Below are 25,196 nucleotides of genomic sequence, written 5' to 3' on the forward strand. Positions count from 1 at the left end.
CATCCACCACCAGCCCCCCGGCGACCGCAGAGCGCGGGTATTCACCCCGCGCTGACACGGACGACCACCGGGTGAGGTGTCGGATTCTGGGCCGAGACTTCTGCACCCGCCGTCGATGGGTACCGATCCAGGTGATCGGTACCCATCGTCGCGTTCGGGGTCCGATGACGCGAATACGTCTTTTACAACGCCGGTATTCCTGCCGAATGCCCTGCGGTCGCCGGGCGAGTGGATTTCGAGGGCGAGCAAAACACCGCTTCACCATTCTCGGGCTGACCTCAGGATTCGCCTCGTCGGTAAGCGCGGTAATTTCCGGTCGGAACTATTGAGGCTTCATCCGTCTGCCCCGCGACCGGCGGGAATGAACGACCGCCGCGCGGCGCTGAACCCGGTGCCGGCAGGGAAGGGCTCACCGCCGGGATCGCCGAGCGGTCCCGCTGCGTGGTTCCGGTCGCCCGGTCGTCCGCGGGTGGGCGACTAGAGTTGAGCCCGAGGTACGCAGCCCCTCCGGGGCCGTGTCCCTGACATCGCACGCGAGGGAGATCACCACCATGTTCGAGCGTTTCACCGATCGCGCCCGTCGAGTCGTCGTGCTGGCCCAGGAAGAGGCCCGCATGCTCAACCACAACTACATCGGGACCGAGCACATCCTGCTCGGGCTCATCCACGAGGGCGAGGGTGTCGCCGCCAAGGCGCTCGAGTCGCTCGGGATCTCGCTGGAGGCCGTCCGCGAGAAGGTCGAGGAGATCATCGGCCACGGCCAGCAGAGCCCGTCCGGCCACATCCCCTTCACGCCGCGCGCCAAGAAGGTGCTCGAGCTGAGCCTCCGCGAGGCTCTCCAGATCAACCACAGCTACATCGGGACCGAGCACATCCTGCTCGGCCTGATCCGCGAGGGCGAGGGTGTCGCCGCCCAGGTGCTGGTCAAGCTGGGCGCCGACCTCAACCGGGTCCGCAACCAGGTCCTCCAGCTGCTCAGCGGCTTCCAGGGCAAGGAGCAGGCCACCTCGGGTGCGCCCGAGCAGGGCAACGCCCCGTCGAGCTCGATGGTGCTCGACCAGTTCGGCCGCAACCTCACCCAGGCCGCGCGGGAGAACAAGCTCGACCCGGTCATCGGGCGCGAGACCGAGATCGAGCGCGTGATGACCGTGCTCAGCCGACGCACCAAGAACAACCCGGTGCTGATCGGTGACCCGGGCGTCGGCAAGACCGCGGTGGTCGAGGGCCTGGCCCAGGCGATCGTCCGCGGCGACGTCCCCGAGACGCTGCGCGACAAGCAGATCTACACTCTCGACCTCGGCGCGTTGGTCGCCGGCAGCCGCTACCGCGGCGACTTCGAGGAGCGGCTCCGCAAGGTGCTCAAGGAGATCAAGACCCGCGGCGACGTGGTGCTCTTCATCGACGAGATCCACACCCTGGTCGGTGCGGGGGCCGCCGAGGGCGCCATCGACGCCGCCAGCATCCTCAAGCCGATGCTGGCCCGCGGCGAGCTGCAGACCATCGGCGCGACCACCCTCGACGAGTACCGCAAGTACGTCGAGAAGGACGCCGCGCTCGAGCGCCGGTTCCAGCCGATCCAGGTGGCCGAGCCGTCGATCGCGCTGACCATCGACATCCTGCGCGGTCTCCGTGACCGCTACGAGGCCCACCACCGGGTGACCATCACCGACGAGGCGCTGGTCGGGGCGGCCACCATGGCCGACCGCTACATCTCCGACCGGTTCCTGCCCGACAAGGCTATCGACCTGATCGACGAGGCCGGCGCCCGGCTCCGGATCCGCCGGATGACCGCGCCGCCGGACCTGCGCGAGTTCGACGAGAAGGTGGCCAGCGTCCGGCTGGAGAAGGAAGCGGCCATCGACGCCCAGGACTTCGAGCGCGCCGCGGGGCTCCGCGACGACGAGAAGAAGCTGCTGGCCAAGCGCGCCGAGCGCGAGGCGCAGTGGAAGTCCGGCGACCTCGACGCGGTGGCCGAGGTGGACGAGGAGATCATCGCCGAGGTGCTCTCCACCGCCACCGGCATCCCGGTGTTCAAGCTCACCGAGGAGGAGTCGGCGCGACTGCTCCGGATGGAGGAGGAGCTGGGCAAGCGCTACATCGGCCAGCACGACGCCGTCCGGGCGCTGTCCCGGTCGATCCGCCGCACCCGTGCGGGTCTGAAGGACCCGAAGCGGCCGAGCGGCTCGTTCATCTTCGCCGGCCCGTCCGGCGTCGGGAAGACCGAGCTGACCAAGGCGCTGACCGAGTTCCTGTTCGGGGACGAGGACGCCATGATCAGCCTGGACATGAGCGAGTACTCCGAGAAGCACACCGCGTCCCGGCTGTTCGGTTCGCCTCCCGGCTACGTGGGCTACGAGGAGGGCGGCCAGCTCACCGAGAAGGTGCGGCGCAAGCCGTTCAGCGTGGTCCTCTTCGACGAGGTCGAGAAGGCGCACCCGGACATCTTCAACTCGCTGCTGCAGATCCTGGACGAGGGTCGTCTGACCGACGCCCAGGGCCGGGTGGTCGACTTCAAGAACACCGTGATCGTCATGACCACCAACCTCGGTACCCGCGACATCGCCAAGAGCGTCAGCCTCGGCTTCAGCCAGCAGGGTGACTCCGAGGGCAGCTACGACCGGATGAAGGCCAAGGTCGCCGACGAGCTCAAGCAGCACTTCCGTCCCGAGTTCCTGAACCGGGTGGACGAGATCGTCGTCTTCCGCCAGCTGACCCAGGCCGACATCGAGCGGATCGTCGACCTGATGGTGGCCGAGATCGAGAGCCGGCTGAAGGACAAGGACATGGGGATCGAGCTGACCCAGGCGGCCAAGAGCCTGGTCGCCCAGCGTGGCTTCGACCCGGTGCTCGGCGCCCGTCCGCTCCGTCGTGCCCTGCAGCGCGACATCGAGGACACGCTCGCCGAGAAGATCCTCTTCTCCGAGCTGCACCCGGGCGAGATCGTGCTGGTCGACGTGGCTCCGGAGGGTTCAGAGCTCCCGTTCACCTTCACCGGCAACAAGCGCTCGGAGCTTCCGGACGCGCCGCCGGTCGAGTTCGAAGGAATCGTCGACGGGATCGGCGACGGCGAGGGCGACAGCGGCGAAGGCCGGTCCGCCCAGGCCTGACCCCGGTCGCCCACGACCGCAGGCAAGACCCCGTCCGGCTCGCCGGGCGGGGTCTTCCGCCGTCCGGGGCCGGAGGCTGCGGAGTGTCGGCGGGAGTCGCTAGCGTGCCCCGCGTGAGCGACATCACCCCGCCGGGTCCCGAGGACTACCTCGCGCACCTCGCCTCCGACTCGGCCCGCTTCGTCGAGGTGCTCCGGGACACCGCTCCGGACGCGCCCGTGCCGAGCTGCCCGGGCTGGACGACCGACGACCTGCTCTTCCACCTGGCCGAGGTGCAGCGGTTCTGGGCGACGGTGGTGGGCGAGCGGTTGCAGACCGGCGAGCAGGCCGAGGCGGTCACCACCGAGCGCCCGGAGGGTCGCGACACCCTGCTCGCGTTGTTCGAGACGTCCACGCACCAGCTGCAGTCGGCGCTCCGCACGACGCCACCGGAGACCCCGGTGTGGAGCTGGGCGGACGAGCAGACCGCCGCGTTCAGTTACCGCCGGCAGGCGCACGAGGCCCTCGTGCACCGCATCGACGCCGAGCTGACCGCCGGGGTCGACCGCCGGCCGGTCGACCGCCGATTCGCGGCGGACGGGGTGGTCGAGGCGATCGACGTGATGTACGGCGAACCGCAGGCCTGGCTCGAGTTCCGGCCCGAGCCCGGTGGCGTCGTCGGGTTCGTGGCCGACGACGTCGGCGGGCGGTGGGTGCGGGCCGTCGGTCGGGCCGTCGGGACCAGCGCGAGCGGACGGGCGATCGACTGGCGCTGCTTCGACCACGCCGCGGCCGACGCCGTCCCCACCGTGGTGGTCCGCGGCACGGCCGCCGACCTCGACTGCTGGCTGTGGAACCGGCCGACGGTCGGACCGGTCACCACCGAGGGCGATCCGTCGGTGCTGGCCGCCGTCCGCGCGGTGGTCGAGGACGGCATCCAGTGACCGGAACCCGCACCGGGTCCGCGACCGGGCTCGCGTAGCGTCGGGGTCGTGCCGGCTCCGACCCCTCCGTCCGACGCGACCTCGGCGGGACGGGCCCTCGACCACCTGCCGCTGCTCGACCGCGAGTGCCGGGCCTTCGCCGAGGCGCTCGGGCAGGCCGACCCGGACGCACCGGTTCCCGGCTGCCCGGGTTGGACCGCGCGGGACCTCGGCACCCACGTCCTCGGCGTGCAACGCTTCTGGACCGGCGTGGTCCGCGACCGCACCCCCGGTCGCGCCGAACGCAGCCAGCTGGTCGCCGACCCGCCGCCGGTCTGGTCCGAGCTGGTGGCCGCGGTCACCGCAGCCAGCGACGAGCTGGTCGACGCCCTCGCCGCGACCCCGCCCGAGACCCCGGTCTGGACCTTCGCCGCCGAGAAGACCGCGGGCTTCGTCCGACGACGCCAGTCGCACGAGATCCTCATCCACCGGATCGACGCCGAGCAGACGGCGGGTCTGCGCACGCCGGTCGACCCCGCGCTGGCCGCCGACGGCGTCGACGAGATGATCCGGGTGCTCTACGGCGACCTCCCCGAGGGCTGGACGTTCATGCCGGTTCCGGGGCTGGTCATGGAGCTCCGGGCCACCGACACCGGCGACCGCTGGACGGTCGCGATGGGCGACGGTCTGGCGATCGGGCCGCAGGGCAGCTTCCAGCGACGCCCACGGTTGGCGGCACTCGAGATCGAGGGCGAGCCCGAGCCCTGGCAGCAGCCGACGGCGTCGCTGACGGGCACCGCCGAGGCACTCGACCGCTGGTTCTGGCACCGGGCCGAGCCGGCCTCGGGGGCGGGTCGCGAGGGTGCTGTCGCGGGTGCGGTCGAGGGTGCAGTCGACCCGGCGCGGGACGCGGTGGTCGCCGAGGGCGACCCGGACGTCCACGCTGCGCTGGCGCGGCTGCTCGCCGACGGCATCCGGCAGTGACCGGCTCCGCGATCGCGTCGTGAGGTCGCGCTCCGGGGTGCCGGGCGAGGGGACGTCATGACCTGGCGCGACCGGGTCCGGGCGGTGCCCGCGCCGTGGCTGGTGACCGGCGGCATCGTCAGCGTCCAGCTGGGCGCCGCCATCGCCAAGCACCTGTTCGAGCTGGTGCCGCCGACCGCGATGGTCTGGCTGCGGTTGCTGACCTCGGCGGTGATCTTCCTGGTCGTGGTGCGCCCGGACCCGCGGGGGCACAGCCGCCGCGACTGGCTGGTCGTGCTCGGCTTCGGCGTCGCGCTCACCACCATGAACTGGTCGATCTACCAGGCCTTCGCGCGGATCCCGCTCGGGGTCGCGGTGACGCTGGAGTTCCTGGGCCCGCTGGTGCTCGCGGTCGTCGCCTCGCGCCGGGCCCGCGACCTGGTGTGGGTGGCGCTGGCCGGGGGTGGGGTGCTGCTGCTCGGCTTCACCCCGCAGGGCCTGACGGTGGCCGGCGTCGCGCTGGCGCTGCTCGCCGGGCTGGCGTGGGCCGGCTACATCCTGCTCAGTGCGCAGACCGGGCGGCGCTGGCCGGGGATCTCCGGGCTTGCGGTGGCCAGCCTGCTCGGGGCGGTGGTGCTCGCGCCGCCCGCCGTGCTCGACGCGGGCAGCCGGCTGCTGGACCCGACCGTGCTGCTGCTCGGGGCCGCGGTCGGGGTGCTCAGCTCGGTGATCCCGTACAGCCTCGAGCTGGTCGCGCTGCGGCGGATCCGGGCCGGGACCTTCGCCATCCTGATGAGCCTCGAACCGGCCGCCGCGGCGTTGGCGGCGTTGGTGGTCCTCGGCGAGCTGCTCCGGCCGACGCAGTGGCTGGCGGTCGCCTGCGTGGTGGCCGCGAGCATCGGGGCCAGCCGCAGCTCCCGGCAGCACCCGCCGACCAGCGAGCCGCTGCCCGGCTGACCGTGGTGCCGCATCCCGGCCGTGCCCGGTGTGGCAGCCGGGACTCAGGTGTCGGCTGTGTCAGCATCGGGACATCCCGACGCACGTCGGTGACCATTCCGTATCGCCGAACGGCGGGAAGGACTTCCTCATGGCCACCACCATCGACCAGGCCACCGGCAAGGCCGTGGCCCGGCGCACCGCGCTGCTCGACCTCGGTCTGCTCGTCCTGCGGGTGACCGTCGGCGTCGTCTTCATCCTGCACGGCTGGCAGAAGTTCAACGACCAGGGCGTCGCCGCCGTGACCCAGATGCTCACCGGCTTCGCGATCCCGTACCCCGAGGTCGCCGCCTACCTGCTGATCGCGCTGGAGATGGTCGGCGGGCTGTTCCTGATGATCGGCCTGCTGGTCCGGGTGCTCGGGCTGCTGTTCCTGGTCGACATGGCCGGCGCGTTCTGGTTCGTCCACTACAGCAAGGGTTTCTTCGCCGCCGGGGGCGGCTACGAGCTCGTCCTCGTGCTCGGTGCGGTCGCGCTGATGCTGGTCTGCACCGGCGGTGGCCGCTTCGGCATCGACGGTGCCTACGCCGGACGTCGCCGGGCCCGTGTCCAGGACCGGGTCGACGCCCCGGAGCTCGAGCCGGCCTACTGACCGAGGTGCCCGTCGTCGCCGATGGGCAGCACGGCCTCCTGAGGACCGCGGAACGGACCCCCGTTCCGCGGTCCTTCTGCGTGGTCCGCGCGCGCTGACCCGATCGCACGGAGCAACGGGGCGGATCCGCCGCGACTACGCGGTCGGATCCGCCCCGTTCGTACGTCCGGGCGGGGTCAGCGGGGGAGGGACCAGAGGGCGTCGCCGGCGGGGACGACCAGGCCGTCGGCGACCAGCGAGGCCAGACAGCGGTCACGCTGGGACGCCTCCGGCCAGGCGGCCTCGAGATCGGCGTCGGTGACCGGTTCGTCGCTCGACCGGAGCACGGCGAGCAGGGCACCGCGGCACTGGCGGTCGGTGCCGTCGTAGCCCTGCCCGCGTCGTGGCGGTCCGTCCCACGCGGGCCGGCCCTCGGCGTACCAGACGCAGGCCGAGGTCACCGGGCAGGCCTCGCACCGGGGCGAGCGGGCCGTGCAGACCAGCGCGCCGAGCTCCATCGAGGCGACCGCCCAGCGCGCCGCCCGCTCCGGCCGGGTCGGCAGGAACTCGACGGCCAGGTCGCGCTCGGCCCGGGTCGGCGTCGGGTCCGGGTGCGCCCGCCCCTGCGCCACCCGGCTCAGCACCCGCCGGACGTTGGTGTCGAGCACCAGGTGGCGTTGGCGGAAGGCGAAGCTGGCGATCGCCGCCGCGGTGTAGCTGCCGACGCCGGGCAGCGCCAGGAGGTCGTCGATTCCACGGGGGACCTGGCCGTCGTGGTGGTCACGGATGGCGGTGGCGGCCTGGTGCAGCCGGAGCGCCCGGCGCGGATAGCCCAGGCGACCCCACGCCCGCACCGCCTCGCCCGCCGGGGCGTCGGCCAGGGCGGTGGGGGTCGGCCAGCGCTCGACCCAGCTCGCCCACGGCCCGCGGACCCGCTCGACCGGCGTCTGCTGGAGCATGAACTCGCTGACCATGATCATCCACGGGGTGGCGTCGCGGTGCCGCCACGGCAGGTCGCGCGCCTCCTGGTCGTACCAGCGCACGACCCTGCGCACCACGGTCGATCGGTCCACCCCGGAAGCCTAGGCAGGGCGCGGTTTTGAACGCCGGCTGAGCCCGTGCTGGGGACGGCGTGGCACCGCTCAGCGAGCGGACAGCGTGCTTAACCTCACGTCATGAGCGGTGTGATGCACCCGGTCGGTCCGGAGCCGCAGGAGACCTACTGGGTCCGGCGCGCGGTGGTGATCGGCAGCGCCCTGGTGTTGATGATCATCCTGTTGCTGGTGCTGTTCAACCTCAACGGGAGCCAGCAACCGGCACCGGCCGCGCCGCCCAACCCGCTGCCCTCGCTCACGCCGATGACCCCGAGCGCGTCACCGTCGAGCGCGTCGCCCTCGCCCAGCGGGTCGGCGAGCGCGTCGGCCTCGGCCAGCGGCAAGGCCACCCCGAGCGCGTCGGCCAGCGGCAAGGCGAGCAGCTCCGCGAGCGCCTCCGCCTCGGCCAGCGGCTCGCCGAAGGCCGCCGGCAAGGCGTCCAGCAGCCCGAGCACCAAGAGCACCAGCACCGCAGTGACCCAGCAGACGCTGACGGTCTGCGACCCGTCGGACCTCGACCTGTCGGTCGACAGCCCCCGGACGGCGGGGGTCTCCTCGTCGGTCGGCTTCAAGCTCAGCCTGACCAACACCGGCAGCAACACCTGCGTGGTGACGGTGAACCCGAACGACTTCAGCCTCAAGCTCGTGTCCGGCAGCGACCGGATCTGGAGCACCGCCGACTGCAGCACCCTGGTCGGCCAGCGGCTCGCCCAGCTGACGCCGAAGCAGAGCCTGAACTGGACCGTCGAATGGAACGGCAAGCGGTCCGCGTCCGGCTGCAAGACCCGACCCGGGACGCCGGGCGCCGGTTACTACTGGGCCACCGCCAGCTTCACCGGGGTCGCCTCCGACCGGGCGAGGCTCATCCTCACCTGACGGCTCGTCACGCGCGCTGAGTTCGTCGAAGCGCCGACCGTCTGCCCTTCGACAGGCTCAGGGCACAGCTTTCACGCACGCTGAGCCTGTCGAAGCGTTGAGCCTGTCGAAGCGCCGACCGCTCGCCCTTCGACAGGCTCAGGGCACGGGTCTCCACGCTCAGGCCACCACTTCACGCACGCTGAGCCTGTCGAAGCGCCGACCGCTCGCCCTTCGACAGGCTCAGGGCACGGTCCCCGCGCGCTCAGGGCACGGTCCACGGGCTCAGGGCGCTGCGAGGCGGCGCCGAGCAGCCGGTGGGTCGGTCAGCTGTAGGCGGACTCGGCCAGCCGGGTCAGGCCCTCGCGGATGATCCGGGCCCGGCTCTCGCCGACGCCCTCGACCTCTTGGAGCTCGGCGCTGCTGGCGCCGAGGACCGCCTGCAGGCTGCCGAAGTGGTCGATCAGCCGGGCGCTGTAGGCGCCGGGCAGCCGGTTGATCTGGGCCAGCTGGCGGTAACCGCGCGCGGCGATCCGGGTGTCGAGGTGCTCCCCGGCGCCGTAGCCGAGCGCCCGGGAGACCGCGTGCGGGTCGAGCAGCTCGGTGGTGCTCAGGGCCTCCAGCCCGCTCAGGCTGAACACGCTGTCCGGATCGGCGGGCCGGTAGTCGAGTTCGAGCTGCTGGCGCAGCTCGTCGGTGCCGGCCGACAGCTCGTGCAGCTGCAGGCTGAGCAGCCGTCCGTCGGTGCCGAGCTCGACCACGTACCCGGACAGCTCGAGATCGAGCCGACGGACCATCTCCAGCCGCTGGGCCACGATCGCCAGGTCGCGGATGGTGACCTGATCCTCGACCTCGAGCACCGAGAGCCGCCGGGTCACCTCCTGCAGCCGGCTGCGGTAGCGCTCGAGCGTCTGCAGTGCCTGGTCGGCGCGCGACAGGATCTGCTCGGAGTTCTCCACCAGCCGGCGCTCGCTGTCCAGGAACAGCGCGATGGTCGACATCGACGCCGACACGCTCACCACCGGCACCCCGGTCTGTCGCGAGGTCCGGTCGGCGGTCCGGTGCCGGGTGCCGGTCTCGACGGTCGGCAGGGCCGCGTCCGGCATCAGCTGGACCCCGGCCGCCACGATCCGCGCGATGTCGTCGCTGAGCAGGATCGCGCCGTCCATCTTGGCCAGCTCACGCAGCGCGGTCGGGGTGTAGGCGACGTCGAGGGCGAACCCGCCGGTGGAGATCTCCTGCACCGCGCGGTTGTTGCCGAGGACGACCAGCGCCCCGGTACGGCCGCGGAGGATCCGTTCGAAGCCCTCGCGCAGCGGGGTCCCGGGAGCCATCAGCGCCAGGGTGTCCAGCAGTCTCGAGCCCCGCACCTGATCCAACGCCAACTCATCCCCCGATCGTCACGCGCGTTCACGTATCGCGCTGCTGGAGCCCTGCCGCGGACCCCGCTCGAGGTGTCGATCCAGGTCGACGGCGGCAGTCCGGGGAGGTGGCCGGACCCCCAAGTTCGGCCACCGGACGGCGTCAGCCTAGACGAGCAGGGCGTCCAGAACCGTGCCAGCGAGCGCGCTGGTCTCCCGGGACGCTGTCACTGCTGGGGCCGATGGGACGCGTCAGCACGCATGGGACCGTCCGTGCCGTCCCGCAGGTGACCGCCATCACGTTGAGGCTGGGGTCGAGGATCGGCGCCGTCCGGGGCCGGCCCCGGACGGCGCCGCGGCGGCCGGCGCGGTCCGACCCAGCCGATGCCTGGTGCCGGACGGCGGCTCAGTCGGGGACGGCGGCCAACCGGTCGGCACGTGCCTCGCCGCGACCGCCGCGCTGGACGCCGAGCACGGCGAGCGCCTCGGCCAGCGTGTCCGCGCTGTGGACCCGGAGACCACCGATCGAGCGGACCTCGCGGCGACCGTCGCGGGTCGGCCGCGGCTCGCGGTCGGAGCCGACGCCCTGGGCCGGCACCACCGCCTCGGTGAAGCCCAGCCGCGCCGCCTCGGCCAGCCGGCGGTCCGTCCCCGGCACCCGCCGGAGCTCGCCGGCCAGGCCGATCTCACCGATGGCGATCACCCCGCCGCGGAGTCCGGTGTCGGTGACCGCCGAGGCGACCGCGACGGCCGCCGCCAGGTCGGCGCCCGGGTCGATCACCCGCGCGCCGCCGACCGTGGAGACGTAGACGTCACGGTCGTAGAGCCGGTGCCGGGCCCGGCGCTCGAGCACGGCGAGCACCATGGCCATCCGGCCCGCCTCGACGCCGTGCATGGTCCGCCGGGGCACCTGGAGCGCCGACGGCGCGACCAGCGCCTGGAGCTCGGCCAGCAGCGGTCGCCGGCCCTCCATGGTCACGGTCACACAGGTGCCCGGCTCCGGGGTCTCCCGGTGGCTGGTGAACAGCCCCGACGGGTCGGGGACCTCGACGATCCCGTTCTCGGCCATCTCGAAGCAGCCGACCTCGTCGGCCGGGCCGAACCGGTTCTTGGTCGCGCGCACCATCCGGAAGCCCGAGTGCCGGTCGCCCTCGAAGGCGAGCACCACGTCGACCAGGTGCTCGAGCAGCCGCGGACCCGCGATCGAGCCCTCCTTGGTCACGTGTCCGACGATCATCACCGCCATCCCGCGCCGCTTGGCCACCCGGACCAGGGCGGCGGTGACCTCGCGGACCTGGCTGACCCCGCCGGGGGAGCCGTCGGCCTCGGCCGCACCGATGGTCTGCACCGAGTCGACCACCAGCAGCGACGGCCCGACCTCCTCGATGTGCCCGAGTACGGTGCCGAGGTCGGTCTCGGCGGCCAGGTAGAGGTCGTCGGCCAGTGCGTCCGTGCGGCCGGCGCGCAGCCGGACCTGGGCCGCGGACTCCTCACCGGTCACGTACAGCGTGGTCCGGCCGGCCTTGGCCCAGCGGGCGGCGACCTCGAGCAACAGGGTCGACTTCCCGACGCCCGGCTCGCCGGCCAGCAGCACCACCGCCCCGGGCACCAGGCCGTCGCCGAGCACCCGGTCGAGCTCGCCGATCCCGGTGGCGGCCCGGGCGGCGTCCTGCGCGTTCACCTGGGCGATCGGGACCGCGCGCGAGGTGGGCGCGGACGTGCGGACCTCGCGGAGCTTGGGGGCGCCGACGTCGGCGATGCTGCCCCAGGTCTGGCACTCGCCGCAGCGGCCGACCCAGCGCATCGTGGTCCAGCCGCACTCGGTGCACGCGTACGAGCTCCGGGGACGTCCGGTGGTGGTCTTCGCCATGACCGACACGCTAGGGGTGGGCACCGACAGTCCGGTGGCGACAGGCGCGGGGGCCGCGCTTCGACGGGCTCAGCGCGCGTGGGAGACGGGCTCGGTGGTCGTGGGGGCCGCGTTTCGACGGGCTCAGCGGGCGCGGTCCGGTTCAGCGGGCGTGGGGGCCGCGTTTCGACGGGCTCAGCGCGCGGGTCACCGCGGGTGTGCCGCGGCGACCTCGAGGACGCGGTCGTTGGCCTCGGTCTCGCCGACGGTGATCCGCAGGCCGTCCCAGCGGCCCCCGTCGGCGAACGGACGGACGGTCAGCCCGGCGGCGGCGAAGCGGTCGTTCCAGGTGGCGGTCCCGGCGGCCGTCGGCAGCCAGAAGAAGTTGCCCTGCGCCTCCGGGACGTCCCAGCCGAGCCCGCGGAGCCCGTCGACCACCCGGGTCCGCTCCGCCACCAGCGCGGCCACCCGGTCGAGCAGCTCGGTCTCGTGCGCCAGCGAGGCGACCACCGCGGCCTGCGCCGGGATCGAGACCCCGAAGGGCAGCGAGACCGCCCGGACCGCCCGGATCAGCTCCGGGTCGCCGAGGCAGTAGCCGACCCGGAACCCGGCCAGCCCGTAGGCCTTGGACAGCGTCCGCAGCACCACCACGTTCGGCCGGTCGAGCAGCTCCGGGCCGCGGCAGACCCCGGGCCGGTCGCTGAACTCGACGTAGGCCTCGTCGACCACGACCAGGACGTCCTCGGGCACCTGCGCCACGAACGCAGCCACGGCGTCGTGGTCCAGCGCCGGCCCGGTCGGGTTGTTCGGCGTGCACAGCAGCACCGCGCGGGTGCGGTCGGTGATCGCGGCGGCCATCGCGTCGAGGTCGTGCCGGGCCCCGTCGGTCAGCGGCACCCGGACGCCGGTGGCGCCGGTCAGCTGGACGGCGATCGGGTAGGCCTCGAAGCTCCGCCAGGCGTGGACGACCTCGTCCCCGGGCCCGGAGACGGCCTGCAGCAGGTGATAGAGCACCGCCACCGACCCGGTGCCCAGGGCGACCCGGTCGGTGCCGAGCCCCAGCCGGCCGGCCAACGCCTCGGTGGCCTCGGTGTTGGCCAGGTCGGGATAGCGGTTCATCCGCGCGCACGCCGCGGTCACCGCCTCGAGCACTCCGGGCAGCGGCGGGTAGGGGTTCTCGTTGCTCGACAGCTTGTACGCCGGGCCGCCCGCACCACCGCCCGCACCGCCGGCCGGGCGGCCGGGGACGTAGGCGGGCAGCGAGGCGACCTCGGGTCGGATCGGGAGCGGCACGGTGCGAGAGGTGGGGCCGGATCAGATCCGGACGGTCCCGTCGGGGGTGTCGAAGTGGGCCGCGACGATGCCGGGCTCGGTCCCGTCGGTGTCGATCCAGTCGATCCGGACGTCGCTGAGCACCGGGTCGGTGCGCCCGCCCAGCCAGTCGTCGATGCGGTCGGGGTCGCCGGCCACCTCGAGTCCGAGCAGCTGGACCTTGGGTCCGGTGCCGTTCTCGCCGGCGCCTCCGGCCCGCGACGGGTGCAGCGCTGGCTCGCTCAGCCACTGGATGAAGAAGGGCAGCTGCGGGTCGGACCGCAGGTCGTTGACCCCGATCTGCAGCCACTCGAGCCGGGTGCCGTCGGGCAGCTGCCGGTTGCCGGCGCGGGCCGGCCGTTCGAGCCGCCGCTCGATCGGGGCGATGTCGTCGACCGCGACCACCCAGCCGAGCCAGCCGCCACCCTTGAGCGAGCGCTCGCGGACCGCCTGGCCGAAGGCCATCTTGTCCGCGGCCGGGTGGTCGAGCACCTCGACCACCTCGAGGTAGTGACCGCCGGTCAGCGGCAGCACCCGGTTCCGGGTGCCGAACCGCGGGTGGAAACCGCCGTCGACGAACGGGGCACCGAGCTGCGCACTCAGTCGCTCCGCCGTCGCGGCCAGCCCGTCCGGGCCGGCCGCGTAGGAGAGGTGGTCGAAGCGCATGGGAGCATCGTGCCCGAGCGGTCCGCCGCTCACGGAATCGGGGTCCGCGGGCTGGAACCCGCCGTCCGGACGGACGCCGCCCGCCTCAGGAGGGGTCGGCCGGGTGCCGCAGCAGGCTCCCCGTGCGGCTCTCGAACTCGCGGCAGAGCTTGCGCACCGTCTTGTAGGCCCGCTCACCCATCAGCGCGACCAGCTCGGCCCGGTTGGCCAGGTAGACCGGCTCGCGGCCCTGGTGCGCCTCGGTGTTCGACGTGCAGTACCAGTCCAGGTCGTGCCCGCCGGGGCCCCAGCCCTCGCGGGTGTACTCGCCGATCGACACCTCGGTGTAGGTGGTCTGGTCGGTCCGGGTGACCTCGCGGAACTGACGCCGGATCGGCAGCTGCCAGCAGACGTCGGGCTTGGTCTCGACGAAGTCGCGGCCCTGGCTCAGCGCGAGCGTGTGCAGCGCGCAGCCCTCGCCGGCCGCGAACCCCGGCCGGTTGAGGAAGATGCAGGCCCCGTCGACCACCCGGGTCTTGCGGGCCGGCTCCTCGCCCGGCGTGACGGTCTCCTCGTCCTCGAGCTCGACCCAGCCGTTCCGGCGGCCCTCGGCCCGGTACTGCCACAGCGAGGCGGGCAGCTGCTTGACCGCCTGCGCCACCCGGCGCTCGTCGTCCGCGTCGGCGAAGTGCGCGCCGAGGGTGCAGCAGCCGTCGTCGGGGCGGTCGGCGTAGATGCCGCGGCAGCCGGAGCCGAAGATGCACGACCAGCGCGAGGTGAGCCAGGTCAGGTCGATGCGGAACACCTCGTCGGCGTCATCGGGGTTGACGAACTCGGCGAAGGCGCGGGGGAAGGGGAGCAGCACCTCGGGCACGGGTGCACCCTACGCAGCCGGCGTCGCGGCACCGGCCGACCGGGCCGACGGCGGGATACGCTGGCGAGGTGCCGATGCCGCCTGCCCAGGACCCCGGGGCCTCCGCCGGGGACGCCGAGGAGCCCGAGGCCGAGCACCCGCCGGTGATCAAGGTGTCGCCGGCCCGGATCGGGCTGTCGACCTCCTCGGTCTATCCCGAGACCACCTCGAGCGCGTTCGAGCTGTCCCGCCGGCTCGGCTACGACGGCATCGAGCTGATGGTCGGGATCGACCCGGTGGCCGCCGACATCGACGCCGTCGAGAAGCTGCGCGACTACCACGGCGTGCCGGTGCTGTCGGTGCACGCACCCTGCCTGCTGATCACCCAGCGGGTCTGGGGGACCGACCACTGGGAGAAGCTCCGGCGGTCGGCCGAGGCGGCCAAGCGGCTCGACGCCGACGTCGTGGTCGTGCACCCGCCGTTCCGCTGGCAGCGCGAGTACGCCCGCGGCTTCGTCGAGGGCGTCCGCCGGCTCACCGAGGAGACCGGGATCCTCATCAGCGTCGAGAACATGTACCCCTGGCGCACCCCGGGCGGGGAGTTCAAGGCCTACCTGCCCGGCTGGGACCCGACCGAGCGCGACTACGACCACCTGACGCTCGACCTGTCGCACGCCTCGACGGCCAACCAGCAGAGTCTCGAGCTGGCCCGGTCCTGGGGGTCGCGGCTGCGGCACCTGCACCTGACCGACGGCACCGGGTCGATCAAGGACGAGCACCTCAACCCGGGCGAGGGCGACCAGAAGGCCGGCGAAGTGCTCGAGTTCCTGGCCGGCAGCGACTTCGCCGGACACGTCGTGCTCGAGGTGAACTCGCGCAAGGCCGAGTCGCGGGCCCGCCGCGAGGAGCAGCTGGCCGAGGCGCTGGCCTTCACCCGGCTGCACCTGGCCAGCCCGGTGCACAGCGATTACGCGGTCGATTCCACCGGCACGGCGAGCGCGGTCGGCACCGGCTGAGGCCGGCCGCACGCCCGCGGTGCCGCTCCGGACCGGGGGTAGCGTGAGGAACGTGATGCGCGGTGCCCTGCTCGGCATGTCCCGGAGCTCGACGATCAAGAACGTGGTGACCCGGGCGCCGGTGACCCGCGGCGTGGTGACCCGGTTCGTGGCCGGCGACAGCACCGCCGACGCCGTCGAGGCCACCCGGGCGCTGGCCGCCGACGACCTGCGGGTGACCATCGACCACCTCGGCGAGGACACCACCGACCGCGGCCAGGCCGCCCGGGTCGCCGTCGCCTACGTCGAGCTGCTCGGCGCCCTGCACACCGCCGGGCTGTCGGACCGGGCCGAGGTCTCGGTCAAGCTGTCCGCGCTCGGCCAGTACCTGCCGCAGGGCGGCGAGGACCTCGCGCTGGAGAACGCGCGGACCATCTGCCAGGCGGCCGCCAACGCGGGCACCACCGTCACCCTCGACGCCGAGGACCACACCACCACCGACTCGACCCTCGGCGTGCTCGCCGAGCTCCGGCGCGACTTCCCCGACACCGGCGCGGTGCTCCAGGCCTACCTGCGGCGCACCGAGGAGGACTGCGCGGCGCTCGCGGTCGCCGGGTCGCGGGTCCGGCTCTGCAAGGGCGCCTACCAGGAGCACGAATCGGTCGCCTTCAGCGATCCGCACGCCGTCGACCTGTCCTACGTCCGGTGCCTGCGGGTGCTGATCGACGGCCCCGGCTACCCGATGGTGGCCAGCCACGACCCGCGGTTGATCGCCATCGCCGCGGACCTGGTGACCCGGGCCGGTCGGAGCCGGGACAGCTACGAGTTCCAGATGCTCTACGGCGTCCGTCCGGCCGAGCAGGTGCGGCTGGCCCGGCTCGGCCACACCGTCCGGATCTACCTGCCCTACGGCGACGACTGGTACGGCTACCTGGTCCGCCGCCTGGCCGAGCGGCCCGCCAACCTGGCCTTCTTCGCCCGCAGCCTGGTCGGACGTCGCTGAGCAGGCCCAGTGCGGCTCGACCGGCTCAGGCGAGGGCGAGCAGCACGATCCCGACCAGCACCACCGCGGCCCCGACCAGCCGCGGTCGCGGGTTCGGTTCGCGCAACCACAGCCAGCCGGCCAGCGCGACCAGCACCACGCTGACCTCGCGGCCCGGGGCGACCAGCGCGACCGGGGCCAGCCGGGTGGCGTAGAGGATCAGCACGTAGGCCAGCGGCGACCCGACGCCGACCAGCAGCACCGCCCGGCGGTGCGTCGTCCAGATCGCCGGGACCCGGTCGGCGCTCGAGCGCCGCGCCTGCCGGAGCGCGAACGGGGTCAGCACCAGGGTGAGCGCCAGGCACGAGCCCCACATCTGCACCACCGGGTCGAGCCCGAGGCCGCCGACCGCACCGGACCCGACTGCGCGGGTCGGCGCCACCGCGTGCGAGTCCCACAGCGTGTAGGCGGCGATGGCCACCCCGGTGCCGAGCCCGAACCCGACGGCGGCGGGGGACACCGAGGCGCCGCGGCTGCCGGCCAGCGAGATCACCAGCACGCCGCCGATCAGCACCGCGGCCCCCACCAGCCCGAGCCAGCCGGGCCGCTCGCCGAGCCCCACCACGGCCACCACCACGGTGAGCAGCGGGCCGCTCCCGCGGGCCAGCGGGTAGACGATCGAGACGTCGCCGGCCCGGTAGCCGGCCTGCAGCACCGTGAAGTAGGTCGCGTGACACAGCCCGCTCACCACCCCGGCCAGCACGAACACCGCCGGGGAGACCGGGTCCCGGGCCAGCAGCACCACCGCGAACGGGGTCAGCGCCAGCACCGAGACCACCGCGGTGAGCCAGACGAACACCGGGCCGCCGTGCGCGCCGCCCTTGGCGGCCAGGTTCCAGATCGCGTGCGTGCAGGCGCCGGCCAGCACCAGCACGATCGCCAGCGCCGGCACTCAGCCGCCCCGGTTCCAGACCGTCGCCCGCACCCTCGTCCGGGCGGGAGGGCGCGGCCTCACAACCACGAGACGTACGGCGCGACCAGGGCGTACCCGACGAACGCGGTCACGTCGAGCAGCGTGTGGGTGACCACCATCGGCATCACCCGGCGGAACCGGGTGTAGAGGAAGCCGAAGATCACGCCCATGATCAGGTTGCCGACGAAGCCGCCGAAGCCCTGGTAGAGGTGGTAGCTGCCGCGGATGGTCGCGCTGACCGCGATGATCACGCCGATCCGCCAGCCCAGCTGGCGGAACCGGGTGAAGAGGAAGCCGAGCATGATCGTCTCCTCGAGCACCGCGTTCTCGGCGGCGGCCAGGACCAGCACCGGCACCGTCCACCAGTGGTCGGTCAGCGCCGAGGCCGCCACGGTGGTGTTGAGCCCGAGAGCGCGGGCGCCCAGGTAGAGCCCGAGCCCGGGGATGCCGATCCCGACCGCGATGAGCAGACCGGCCACCAGGTCGGGCAGCGGCCGGCGCAGGTCGAAGCCGATCAGCCGCCACGGCCGGCTCGTCCGCGGCAGGAAGCCGGTGCCGAGCCCGGACGCCGGTCCCGACCGGGCGGACCCGACGGACCGGTCGAGGCTCAGCAGATAGAAGGCCAGTACCACGGGCACCAGCGGGAAGGCGATGTTGACCAGCTGGTAGCTGAGGTCGAGCCACGGCCGGTCGGGGGTGACCGACGAGTTCATCGTCGTGGTCTGCGCCGACAACGCCTGCCGCTGGGTGAGCTTGTCGATCAGCGCGAGCAGCGAGTAGACCGCCGACTGGCCGAGCGAGACGCCGAGCACGATCAGCACCTCGGCCCGGAGCTGTCCGGGGGTGCGGGCCGTCCTCACGGCCTCAGTCTGCCCGACCCGGCCGGTGGAACGGGCTCGGTCCGGCTCCGCGCCGGGCCTAGGCTCGGGTCCATGCGCGTAGGAGTCTTCGGGGCGACCGGGCAGGTCGGCGGCGTGATGCGCACGCTGCTCGCCGAGCGGTCGTTCCCCGTCACCGAGATCCGCTACTTCGCCTCCGCCCGGTCCGCGGGCAGCACCCTGCCGTGGCAGGACGGCGAGGTGACCGTCGAGGACACCGAGACCGCCGACTTCGCCGGGCTCGACCTGGCGCTGTTCTCGAACGGCAAGTACGCCTCGAAGGCGACCGCGCCGCGGGTCGCCGCGGCCGGCGCGGTGGTGATCGACAACTCCTCCGCCTGGCGGATGGACCCGGACGTCCCGCTGGTGGTCAGTGAGGTCAACCCCGAGGACACCGTCGACCCGCCGAAGGGGATCATCGCCAACCCCAACTGCACCACGATGGCCGCGATGCCGGTGCTCGCGCCGCTGCACGCCGAGTCCGGCCTGGTCCGGCTGCAGGTCGCGACCTACCAGGCGGTCTCCGGGTCCGGCGGCGCCGGGGTCGCCGAGCTGCAGCGGCAGGCCGCGGTCGGCGACGCCAGCGGGCTCGCCTTCGACGGTCGCGCGGTGGGCTTCCCCGACCCCCAGCAGTACGCCAAGACCATCGCCTACAACGTGCTCCCGCTAGCCGGCTCGATCGTCGAGGACGGTTGGGCCGAGACCGACGAGGAGCAGAAGCTCCGCAACGAGTCGCGCAAGATCCTGCACCTGCCCGACCTGCGGGTGGCCGGGACCTGCGTCCGGGTGCCGGTCTACACCGGGCACTCGCTGGCCATCCACGCCGAGTTCGACCGCGACCTCAGCCCGGAGCGGGCCACCGAGCTGCTCGGCCGGGCGCCGGGGGTCGAGCTGCTCGACGTCCCCACCCCGCTCGACGCCGCCGGCCGCGACCCGTCCTACGTCGGCCGGATCCGCGCCGACCGCTCCGCGCCCGAGGGCAAGGGGCTGATCCTCTTCGTCTCCAACGACAACCTGCGCAAGGGTGCCGCGCTCAACGCGGTGCAGATCGCCGAACTGGTCGCCGACCGGCTCACCGGCCGGGTCGGCGCCGACCGGTGACCGCCCGGCAGGAGGACGCGACCGGCACCGAGCGCCCGACCCGGCTGGCCGTCCTGGGGGCCGGGGTGATGGGGGAGACCGTGCTGTCCGGGCTGATCCGGGCGGGCTGGGACCCGGGCCGGATCGTGGCCACCGACCGCCGTCCCGAGCGGTGCACCGAGCTCACCGAGCGCTACGGCATCGCCACCACCGGCAACACCGAGGCCGCCGCCGGCGCCGACACCGTCGTCGTGGTGGTCAAGCCGCAGGACATGACCGCGCTGCTCGACGAGATCGCCCCGGCGCTCCGGCCGGGCACCCTGGTCGCCTCGCTGGCGGCCGGCGTGGCCACCGACGTCATCGAGGCCCATCTGCCCGCCGGCACCCCGGTGGTCCGGGTGATGCCGAACACCCCGGCCCAGGTCGACGAGGGCATGGCGGCGATCTCGCCGGGCGCGCACGCCGACGCCGACCACGTCGAGCGGGTCGCCTCGATCCTGGCCGGGACCGGTCGGGTGCTGAGCCTGCCCGAGCGCTACCTCGACGCGGTCACCGCGATCTCCGGCACCGGGCCGGCGTACCTGTTCTTCGTGGTCGAGGCGATGATCGAGGCCGGTGTCCACCTCGGGCTGCCGCGCGACGTCGCCACCCAGCTGGTCGGCCAGACCATGTACGGCTCGGCCAAGCTGCTGCTCGAGACCGGCGAGCACCCGACGGTGCTCCGCGAGCAGGTCACCTCACCGGGCGGCACCACCGCGGCCGCGATCCGGACCCTCGAGGACCACAAGGTGCGCGCCGCCTTCCTCGGGGCGATCGAGGACGCCCGCGACCGCAGCCGGGCGCTCGCCCAGGCGGCCCGCGAGGCCGGTACGGGGAGCGTCCGGTGACCCCGGCACCGGCCGGGCGGACGCGGCTGCTGCACTCCGACGAGCTGACCCGCTACGACTTCGGAGAGGACCACCCGATGGCGCCCGGCCGGGTCCGGCACGCGGTCGAGCTGGCCCGCAGCCTCGGGGTGCTCGACGCGATGGAGGTGGTCGAGCCCCCGCCCGCCGACCTCGAGCTGGTCCGCAGCGTCCACACCGACGACTACATCGATGCGGTCCGGCTCGCGGTCAGCGACCCGCGCCACGGCCTCGGCACCACCGACAACCCGGTCCGTCCGGGGATGCACGAGGTGAGCGCGCGGGTGCTCACGGCGACGGTGGCCGCGGCCCGCGCGGTCTGGACCGGCGAGGTCGACCGGGCGGTCAACATCAGCGGCGGGCTGCACCACGCCATGCCCGACCGGGCCAGCGGCTTCTGCATCTACAACGACGGGGCCGCGGCGATCCGCTGGCTGCTCGACCAGGGCTGCGAGCGGGTGGCCTACGTCGACGTCGACGTCCACCACGGCGACGGCGTCCAGGCGATCTTCTACGACGACCCGCGGGTGCTGACCGTCAGCCTGCACGAGACCCCGCAGGTGCTGTTCCCGGGCACCGGTTTCCCGACCGAGACCGGCGGCCCGAACGCGCCGGGGTCGGCGGTCAACCTCGCGCTGCCGCCGCACACCAACGACGCGGGCTGGCTGCGTGCGTTCGAGGCGGTGGTGCCCGAGGCGCTGGCGGCGTTCGCGCCGCAGGTGCTGATCACCCAGCACGGCTGCGACAGCCACCGGCACGACCCGCTGGCCGACCTCGAGCTGACCGTGGACGGGCAGCGCGCCTCCTACCTGCGGCTGTCGGAGCTGGCCGACGAGCTGTGCGAGGGCCGCTGGGTGGCCACCGGGGGCGGCGGGTACGCCGTGGTCGACGTGGTGCCGCGGGCCTGGGCGCACCTGATGGCGATCGCCGCGCGGCAGCCGGTCGAGGTGTCCACCCCGATCCCGCAGAGCTGGCGCGACGCGGTGGGGGAGCGGGCGCCACGGGCGATGGGCGACGGCGTCGACGTCGGTTACACCCCGATCACCGCGGGCTTCGACCCGGCCAGCCGGCTCGACCAGGCGATCCTCGCCACCCGGCGGGCGGTGTTCCCGGAGCTGGGGCTCGACCCGGGCCTCTGAGCCGGTCCGGTGCTGCCGCCACGCCCGCCGGCTCGTCCCGGTGAGTGCAGTCGACGGTCGGTTGTCCAGCACCGACGGGGTGTGTCTGAGTGATTCCTTTCCCAAACGCCACTGTTACCACTACGCTCACTCCAGACGCGCGCCCGACCGGTGGGGAAGCCGGTGCGGAGCGCGCGGGAAACGGTGCGCAGAGATGGCAGAGAAGTCCGAGCCGGGCGACGTCACCCCGTTCTCGGGGTCCCTGTCCGGCGTCAAGTTCCTGACCGTGGCCGAGGTGGCCTCGATCATGCGCGTCTCCAAGATGAGCGTCTACCGGATGATCCACGCCGGCGAGCTCGAGGCGGCCCGGTTCGGCCGCAGCTTCCGGGTGCCCGAGAAGGCGGTCCACGACTACCTCCGCGGCTCCTACTACGAGACCGGCTAGACCCCGCCCGGCCGGTCGTCCCGGCTGCGGGCCGGGCTGGCAGGATCGGGGGATGGACCGGTTGCCGATCCCCCGCACCGTCGCCGCCGCCGGCGAGGCCGCGCCCGACGAGGTGTGGCGCCGCTACGTCGAACTCTCCCGCTGGCCGTCGTGGGCGCCGCCGATCCAGACGGTCGAGGCCGACGGCGGACGGCTCCGGCCCGGGCTGACCGGGCTGGTGCACGGACCGGCGGGCCTGCGGGTGCCGTTCGAGGTGCTCTCCTTCGACGCCGTCGCCCGGACCTGGCGCTGGCGGGTGCGGTTCGGCCCGACCTCGGTGGTGATGGCGCACGAGGTGCTGCCCCGGCCCGGTGGCGGGACGGTGGCCACGTTGGCGCTCGAGGGGGCGCCGTGGTGGAGCGCCTACCTGCCGGCGGCCCGGGTGGCGCTCGGTCGTCTCGTCGCTCCCTGACGCCCACCGACTCCTGAGGACCGGCCGGGATTGGCCGGGTGTGGGGAGGGCCGGGTAGCATCGGCAAGTCCGGCGGACGGGCGCGACCCGCGCTCGCGCCGACACCTGTTCCGAGAAGTTTCGTCGAGATCGTCGCGAGGGGTTCGTCACTGTGGGTTCGGTCATCAAGAAGCGTCGCAAGCGGATGGCGAAGAAGAAGCACCGCAAGCTGCTGAAGCGCACGCGCATCCAGCGTCGCCGCGCCGGCAAGTAAGCCGCGCGCAGGACCGGACCGAGGGGCACCGGCCCGCCGGTGCGTCCTGTCCGTGACGGGGTCGAACAGGGTCGAGAGGGGGCGCGCGTGACCGCAACCGGCCGCGTGGTCCTGGTCACCGGGGTCTCCCGGGACCTGGCTGCCCGGTTCGCCCGCACGCTCGCCGCCGGTTCGCCCGAGCACCCGCCGACCACGGTCGTCGGCGTCGACGTCACCCCGCCGAGACACGATCTCGGCGGGGCGACGTTCGTCCGGGCCGACATCCGCAACCCGGTCATCGGCAAGGTGATCGAGTCCCGCGGCGTCGACACCGTCGTCCACATGGCGATGGTGGCGACCCCGAGCGGGGTCGGTGGCCGGTCGTCGATGAAGGAGATCAACGTCATCGGCACCATGCAACTGCTGGCCGCCTGTCAGCGCGCGGAGGGCTTCCGGACGCTGGTGGTGCAGTCCTCGGCCGGGGTCTACGGGTCCTCGCCGCGGGATCCGGCGCAGTTCACCGAGGACCTGTCGCCGCGGGTCCAGCCGCGCACCGGGTTCGGCAAGGACTCCGTGGAGATCGAGACGTTCGTCCGGGGTCTGGCCCGGCGCCGGCCCGACGTCACCGTGACCACGCTCCGGCTGGCCAGCCTGATGGGCGCCGGGGTGGACAGCCAGATCACCCGCTATCTCGGCCTGCCGGTGGTGCCGAAGGTGATGGGCTTCGACGCCCGGCTGCAGTTCCTGCACCCGAGCGACGCGGTCTCCGCGCTGGTCGCGGCCACCCGGCAGGACCTGCCCGGCACCTACAACGTCGCCGCGCCCGACGTGGTCGTGCTCAGTCAGGCGCTGCGGATGCTCGGCCGGCCGGTGGTCGGCGTGCCGCAGCAGGCCGCCGCTCCGTTGGCCTCGGCCCTCCGCTCGCTGCGGCTCACCGACCTCTCCGCCGACCAGCTCGAGGTGCTCACCTACGGCCGTGGGCTCGACGTCACCCGGTTCGTGCGGGCAGCCGGCTGGCAGCCGGCCTACAGCTCGCGGGCCGCGCTGGCCGAGTTCGTGGCCACCGCCCGGCCCGGCGTGCTCGCCCCGCAGCGCTTGCAGCGGTTGGTCGGGACGGTCGCCGACCGGATCAGCGCCGGCACCGGTCCGGCCCGGGGAGGCGTGGATGGCTGACGCCGAGGTGATCCAGCTCGGCAGCCGCGGCCCCGCCGGCCGCGGCAGCCGGAGCACCCCGTCCGCCGCGGCCCGCGGGCTGGCCGGGGCCTCGGGGGCGAGCCGGCCCCGTCCGGGCCGCCCGGCGGATCCGGGCCGCGCCCGCGCCGGGCGGGCGTCCGCTCGCGCCGACACCCCGGACCTCACCGCCGTTCCCGACCAGCCGTCCACCGAGCCGTCCACCGAGCCGTCGAGCGAGCCGCCGGTTGGCGAATCCGCACCCGCCGGGCGGTCGTCCGGGCGGTCGTCCGGGCGTCGGCGCGCGGCCCGGACCCGCGGGCGTCGTCCCGACGCGGGCGAGGTGCCCCCCTGCCCGGCCGCCGGTGCGGGCCAGGAGGAGGCAGCCGGCGCGCACCGACATCCGGGCGGGGCCGACAGCCACCGGCGTCCGGAACCCTCGTCGCTGGTCTCCGGGGTCGCCGAGCTGCTCGGCGGGATGCTCGACCTGCTCCGGCAGGCCCCGGTCGAGCTGGTCCGCGACGCCGCGGCCGACCCGCTCCGCACGCTGGCCGCGGTCGCCGAGGCCGCCGGGGTCGACTGGCAGGCCGGGGTCGAGGAGATCGCCGACTTCGCCCGGTCGCGGTTCAGCGGCGACTACGCCGTCGACGCATTCGGCTTCGACCCGGAGTTCACCGAGCGGGTGTTCCTGCCGCTGCTCCGACCGCTGGTCCACAGCTGGTTCCGGGTCGAGGTGCAGGGCATCGAGAACCTGCCGACCACCGGCCCCGCGCTGCTGGTCTCCAACCACGCCGGCACGCTCCCGCTCGACGGGATGGTGCTGCACGCGGTGATCCACGACGAGATCGGCCGGCACGTCCGGATGCTCGGCGCGGACCTGATCTTCTCCACCCCCTACAGCCACGACCTGGCCCGCCGGATTGGCTGCACGCTGGCCTGCCAGGAGGACGCCGAGCGGCTGCTGGCCGGCGGCGAGCTGGTCTCGGTGTTCCCCGAGGGGTTCAAGGGCCTGGGCAAGCCGTTCTCCGACCGGTACAAGCTGCAGCGCTTCGGCCGCGGCGGCTTCGTCTCGGCGGCCGTCCGCGCGCAGGTGCCGATCGTGCCGATCTCGATCGTCGGGTCCGAGGAGATCTACCCGCTGGTGGCCACCGCGCCGTCCCTGGCCCGGGCGCTGGGCTGGCCCTACGTCCCGATCACCCCGCTGTTCCCCTGGTTCGGTCTGCTCGGCGCGATCCCGCTGCCCAGCAAGTGGATCATCCGGATCGGCGAGCAGATCGCCACCGACGAGCTGCCGGCCGGTGCCGCCGACGACCCGATGATCACCTTCAACGTCACCGACCAGGTCCGCGAGACCATCCAGCAGACCCTCTATGCGCTGCTGATGCAGCGCCCGCACCCCTTCCGCTGAACGGGGCCGGAGCACCCACCTCCCCGCGCCCTGAGCACTGACCTCCAGGCGC

Annotated in this window: 24 protein-coding genes; 16 read left to right on the plus strand and 8 right to left on the minus strand. The window is 73.5% G+C overall.

The window, feature by feature from the left end; translation table 11 throughout:
• The first annotated feature begins 551 nt into the window (after window positions 1–551).
• The 5 genes from FHX74_RS01645 to FHX74_RS01665 all read left to right on the plus strand — a co-directional run bounded on the left by FHX74_RS01645 (window position 552) and on the right by FHX74_RS01665 (window position 6,560).
• Window positions 552–3,107, plus strand: a complete 2,556-nt coding sequence (locus FHX74_RS01645) for an ATP-dependent Clp protease ATP-binding subunit (RefSeq protein WP_182558342.1) — start codon at window positions 552–554, stop codon at window positions 3,105–3,107.
• A gap of 113 nt (window positions 3,108–3,220) precedes the next feature.
• The gene (locus tag FHX74_RS01650) at window positions 3,221–4,030 is read left to right on the plus strand and encodes a maleylpyruvate isomerase N-terminal domain-containing protein (RefSeq protein WP_182558343.1); all 810 of its coding nucleotides are present in this window, start codon (window positions 3,221–3,223) and stop codon (window positions 4,028–4,030) included.
• Between the two features lie 48 nt (window positions 4,031–4,078).
• Window positions 4,079–4,993 (plus strand): maleylpyruvate isomerase family mycothiol-dependent enzyme, encoded by a 915-nt coding sequence (locus tag FHX74_RS01655; protein ID WP_182558344.1) that lies wholly within the window; start codon window positions 4,079–4,081, stop codon window positions 4,991–4,993.
• Between the two features lie 57 nt (window positions 4,994–5,050).
• Window positions 5,051–5,929: an EamA family transporter gene (locus FHX74_RS01660; protein WP_182558345.1), complete on the plus strand. Its 879-nt coding sequence runs from the start codon at window positions 5,051–5,053 to the stop codon at window positions 5,927–5,929.
• Window positions 5,930–6,059: 130 nt separating this feature from the next.
• On the plus strand, window positions 6,060–6,560 hold the full coding sequence (locus FHX74_RS01665) for a DoxX family protein (protein ID WP_182558346.1): 501 nt from the start codon (window positions 6,060–6,062) through the stop codon (window positions 6,558–6,560).
• Window positions 6,561–6,736: 176 nt separating this feature from the next.
• Here the strand turns inward: FHX74_RS01665 and FHX74_RS01670 are convergent, their stop codons facing one another.
• On the minus strand, window positions 6,737–7,612 hold the full coding sequence (locus FHX74_RS01670) for an HhH-GPD family protein (RefSeq protein WP_328823560.1): 876 nt from the start codon (window positions 7,610–7,612) through the stop codon (window positions 6,737–6,739).
• Between the two features lie 102 nt (window positions 7,613–7,714).
• Here FHX74_RS01670 and FHX74_RS01675 point away from each other — a divergent pair, with 102 nt between their 5' ends.
• Window positions 7,715–8,509, plus strand: coding sequence for a hypothetical protein (locus FHX74_RS01675; protein WP_182558347.1), 795 nt, complete (start codon window positions 7,715–7,717; stop codon window positions 8,507–8,509).
• 305 nt (window positions 8,510–8,814) lie between these two features.
• Here the strand turns inward: FHX74_RS01675 and disA are convergent, their stop codons facing one another.
• The 5 genes from disA to FHX74_RS01700 form a co-directional block, all read right to left on the minus strand.
• Window positions 8,815–9,873, minus strand: coding sequence for a DNA integrity scanning diadenylate cyclase DisA (gene disA, locus FHX74_RS01680; RefSeq protein WP_182558348.1), 1,059 nt, complete (start codon window positions 9,871–9,873; stop codon window positions 8,815–8,817).
• 382 nt (window positions 9,874–10,255) lie between these two features.
• Window positions 10,256–11,719: a DNA repair protein RadA gene (gene radA, locus FHX74_RS01685; protein WP_182558349.1), complete on the minus strand. Its 1,464-nt coding sequence runs from the start codon at window positions 11,717–11,719 to the stop codon at window positions 10,256–10,258.
• 186 nt (window positions 11,720–11,905) lie between these two features.
• Complete coding sequence (locus FHX74_RS01690; RefSeq protein ID WP_182558350.1) at window positions 11,906–12,991, minus strand: histidinol-phosphate transaminase; 1,086 nt, start codon at window positions 12,989–12,991, stop codon at window positions 11,906–11,908.
• 21 nt (window positions 12,992–13,012) lie between these two features.
• Complete coding sequence (locus FHX74_RS01695; RefSeq protein ID WP_182558351.1) at window positions 13,013–13,675, minus strand: VOC family protein; 663 nt, start codon at window positions 13,673–13,675, stop codon at window positions 13,013–13,015.
• Between the two features lie 85 nt (window positions 13,676–13,760).
• The gene (locus FHX74_RS01700) at window positions 13,761–14,528 is read right to left on the minus strand and encodes a hypothetical protein (RefSeq protein WP_182558352.1); all 768 of its coding nucleotides are present in this window, start codon (window positions 14,526–14,528) and stop codon (window positions 13,761–13,763) included.
• 68 nt (window positions 14,529–14,596) lie between these two features.
• Between FHX74_RS01700 and FHX74_RS01705 the strand changes: the two genes are divergently transcribed.
• Window positions 14,597–15,523, plus strand: a complete 927-nt coding sequence (locus FHX74_RS01705; RefSeq protein WP_328823561.1) for a sugar phosphate isomerase/epimerase family protein — start codon at window positions 14,597–14,599, stop codon at window positions 15,521–15,523.
• A 55-nt stretch (window positions 15,524–15,578) separates the two neighbouring features.
• On the plus strand, window positions 15,579–16,505 hold the full coding sequence (locus FHX74_RS01710) for a proline dehydrogenase family protein (protein WP_220483471.1): 927 nt from the start codon (window positions 15,579–15,581) through the stop codon (window positions 16,503–16,505).
• Between the two features lie 25 nt (window positions 16,506–16,530).
• Here FHX74_RS01710 and FHX74_RS01715 read toward each other — a convergent pair whose 3' ends face one another.
• Both FHX74_RS01715 and FHX74_RS01720 read right to left on the minus strand, forming a co-directional pair.
• On the minus strand, window positions 16,531–17,436 hold the full coding sequence (locus FHX74_RS01715) for a DMT family transporter (protein WP_182558354.1): 906 nt from the start codon (window positions 17,434–17,436) through the stop codon (window positions 16,531–16,533).
• 59 nt (window positions 17,437–17,495) lie between these two features.
• Window positions 17,496–18,317 carry a CPBP family intramembrane glutamic endopeptidase gene (locus FHX74_RS01720; protein WP_182558355.1) on the minus strand — a complete coding sequence of 274 codons (822 nt, stop codon included), beginning with the start codon at window positions 18,315–18,317 and terminating at the stop codon, window positions 17,496–17,498.
• A 72-nt stretch (window positions 18,318–18,389) separates the two neighbouring features.
• On the opposite strand from FHX74_RS01720, the gene FHX74_RS01725 reads away from it, so the two are divergent.
• The 8 genes from FHX74_RS01725 to FHX74_RS01760 all read left to right on the plus strand — a co-directional run bounded on the left by FHX74_RS01725 (window position 18,390) and on the right by FHX74_RS01760 (window position 25,144).
• A complete protein-coding gene (locus FHX74_RS01725; RefSeq protein ID WP_182558356.1) occupies window positions 18,390–19,436 on the plus strand; it encodes an aspartate-semialdehyde dehydrogenase in 1,047 nt (348 codons plus the stop codon).
• Complete coding sequence (gene proC / locus FHX74_RS01730; RefSeq protein WP_328823562.1) at window positions 19,433–20,302, plus strand: pyrroline-5-carboxylate reductase; 870 nt, start codon at window positions 19,433–19,435, stop codon at window positions 20,300–20,302. The genes FHX74_RS01725 and proC overlap by 4 nt, the downstream gene beginning before the upstream one ends.
• Entirely contained in the window at window positions 20,299–21,459 is a 1,161-nt protein-coding gene (locus FHX74_RS01735) for an acetoin utilization protein AcuC (protein WP_328823563.1), read from the plus strand. The genes proC and FHX74_RS01735 overlap by 4 nt, the downstream gene beginning before the upstream one ends.
• Window positions 21,460–21,652: 193 nt before the next feature.
• Entirely contained in the window at window positions 21,653–21,883 is a 231-nt protein-coding gene (locus FHX74_RS01740) for a helix-turn-helix domain-containing protein (protein WP_182558357.1), read from the plus strand.
• A 52-nt stretch (window positions 21,884–21,935) separates the two neighbouring features.
• The gene (locus FHX74_RS01745; RefSeq protein WP_182558358.1) at window positions 21,936–22,334 is read left to right on the plus strand and encodes an SRPBCC family protein; all 399 of its coding nucleotides are present in this window, start codon (window positions 21,936–21,938) and stop codon (window positions 22,332–22,334) included.
• A 151-nt stretch (window positions 22,335–22,485) separates the two neighbouring features.
• Entirely contained in the window at window positions 22,486–22,587 is a 102-nt protein-coding gene (locus FHX74_RS01750) for a 30S ribosomal protein bS22 (RefSeq protein ID WP_042842924.1), read from the plus strand.
• A gap of 87 nt (window positions 22,588–22,674) precedes the next feature.
• Window positions 22,675–23,739: an NAD-dependent epimerase/dehydratase family protein gene (locus FHX74_RS01755; RefSeq protein WP_328823564.1), complete on the plus strand. Its 1,065-nt coding sequence runs from the start codon at window positions 22,675–22,677 to the stop codon at window positions 23,737–23,739.
• Window positions 23,732–25,144 (plus strand): lysophospholipid acyltransferase family protein, encoded by a 1,413-nt coding sequence (locus tag FHX74_RS01760; protein ID WP_182558359.1) that lies wholly within the window; start codon window positions 23,732–23,734, stop codon window positions 25,142–25,144. Before FHX74_RS01755 ends, FHX74_RS01760 begins: the two co-directional genes overlap by 8 nt.
• Window positions 25,145–25,196: the final 52 nt, after the last annotated feature.

The organism is Microlunatus kandeliicorticis, from assembly GCF_014137855.1.
In the GTDB taxonomy this organism is placed as follows: domain Bacteria; phylum Actinomycetota; class Actinomycetes; order Propionibacteriales; family Propionibacteriaceae; genus Microlunatus; species Microlunatus kandeliicorticis.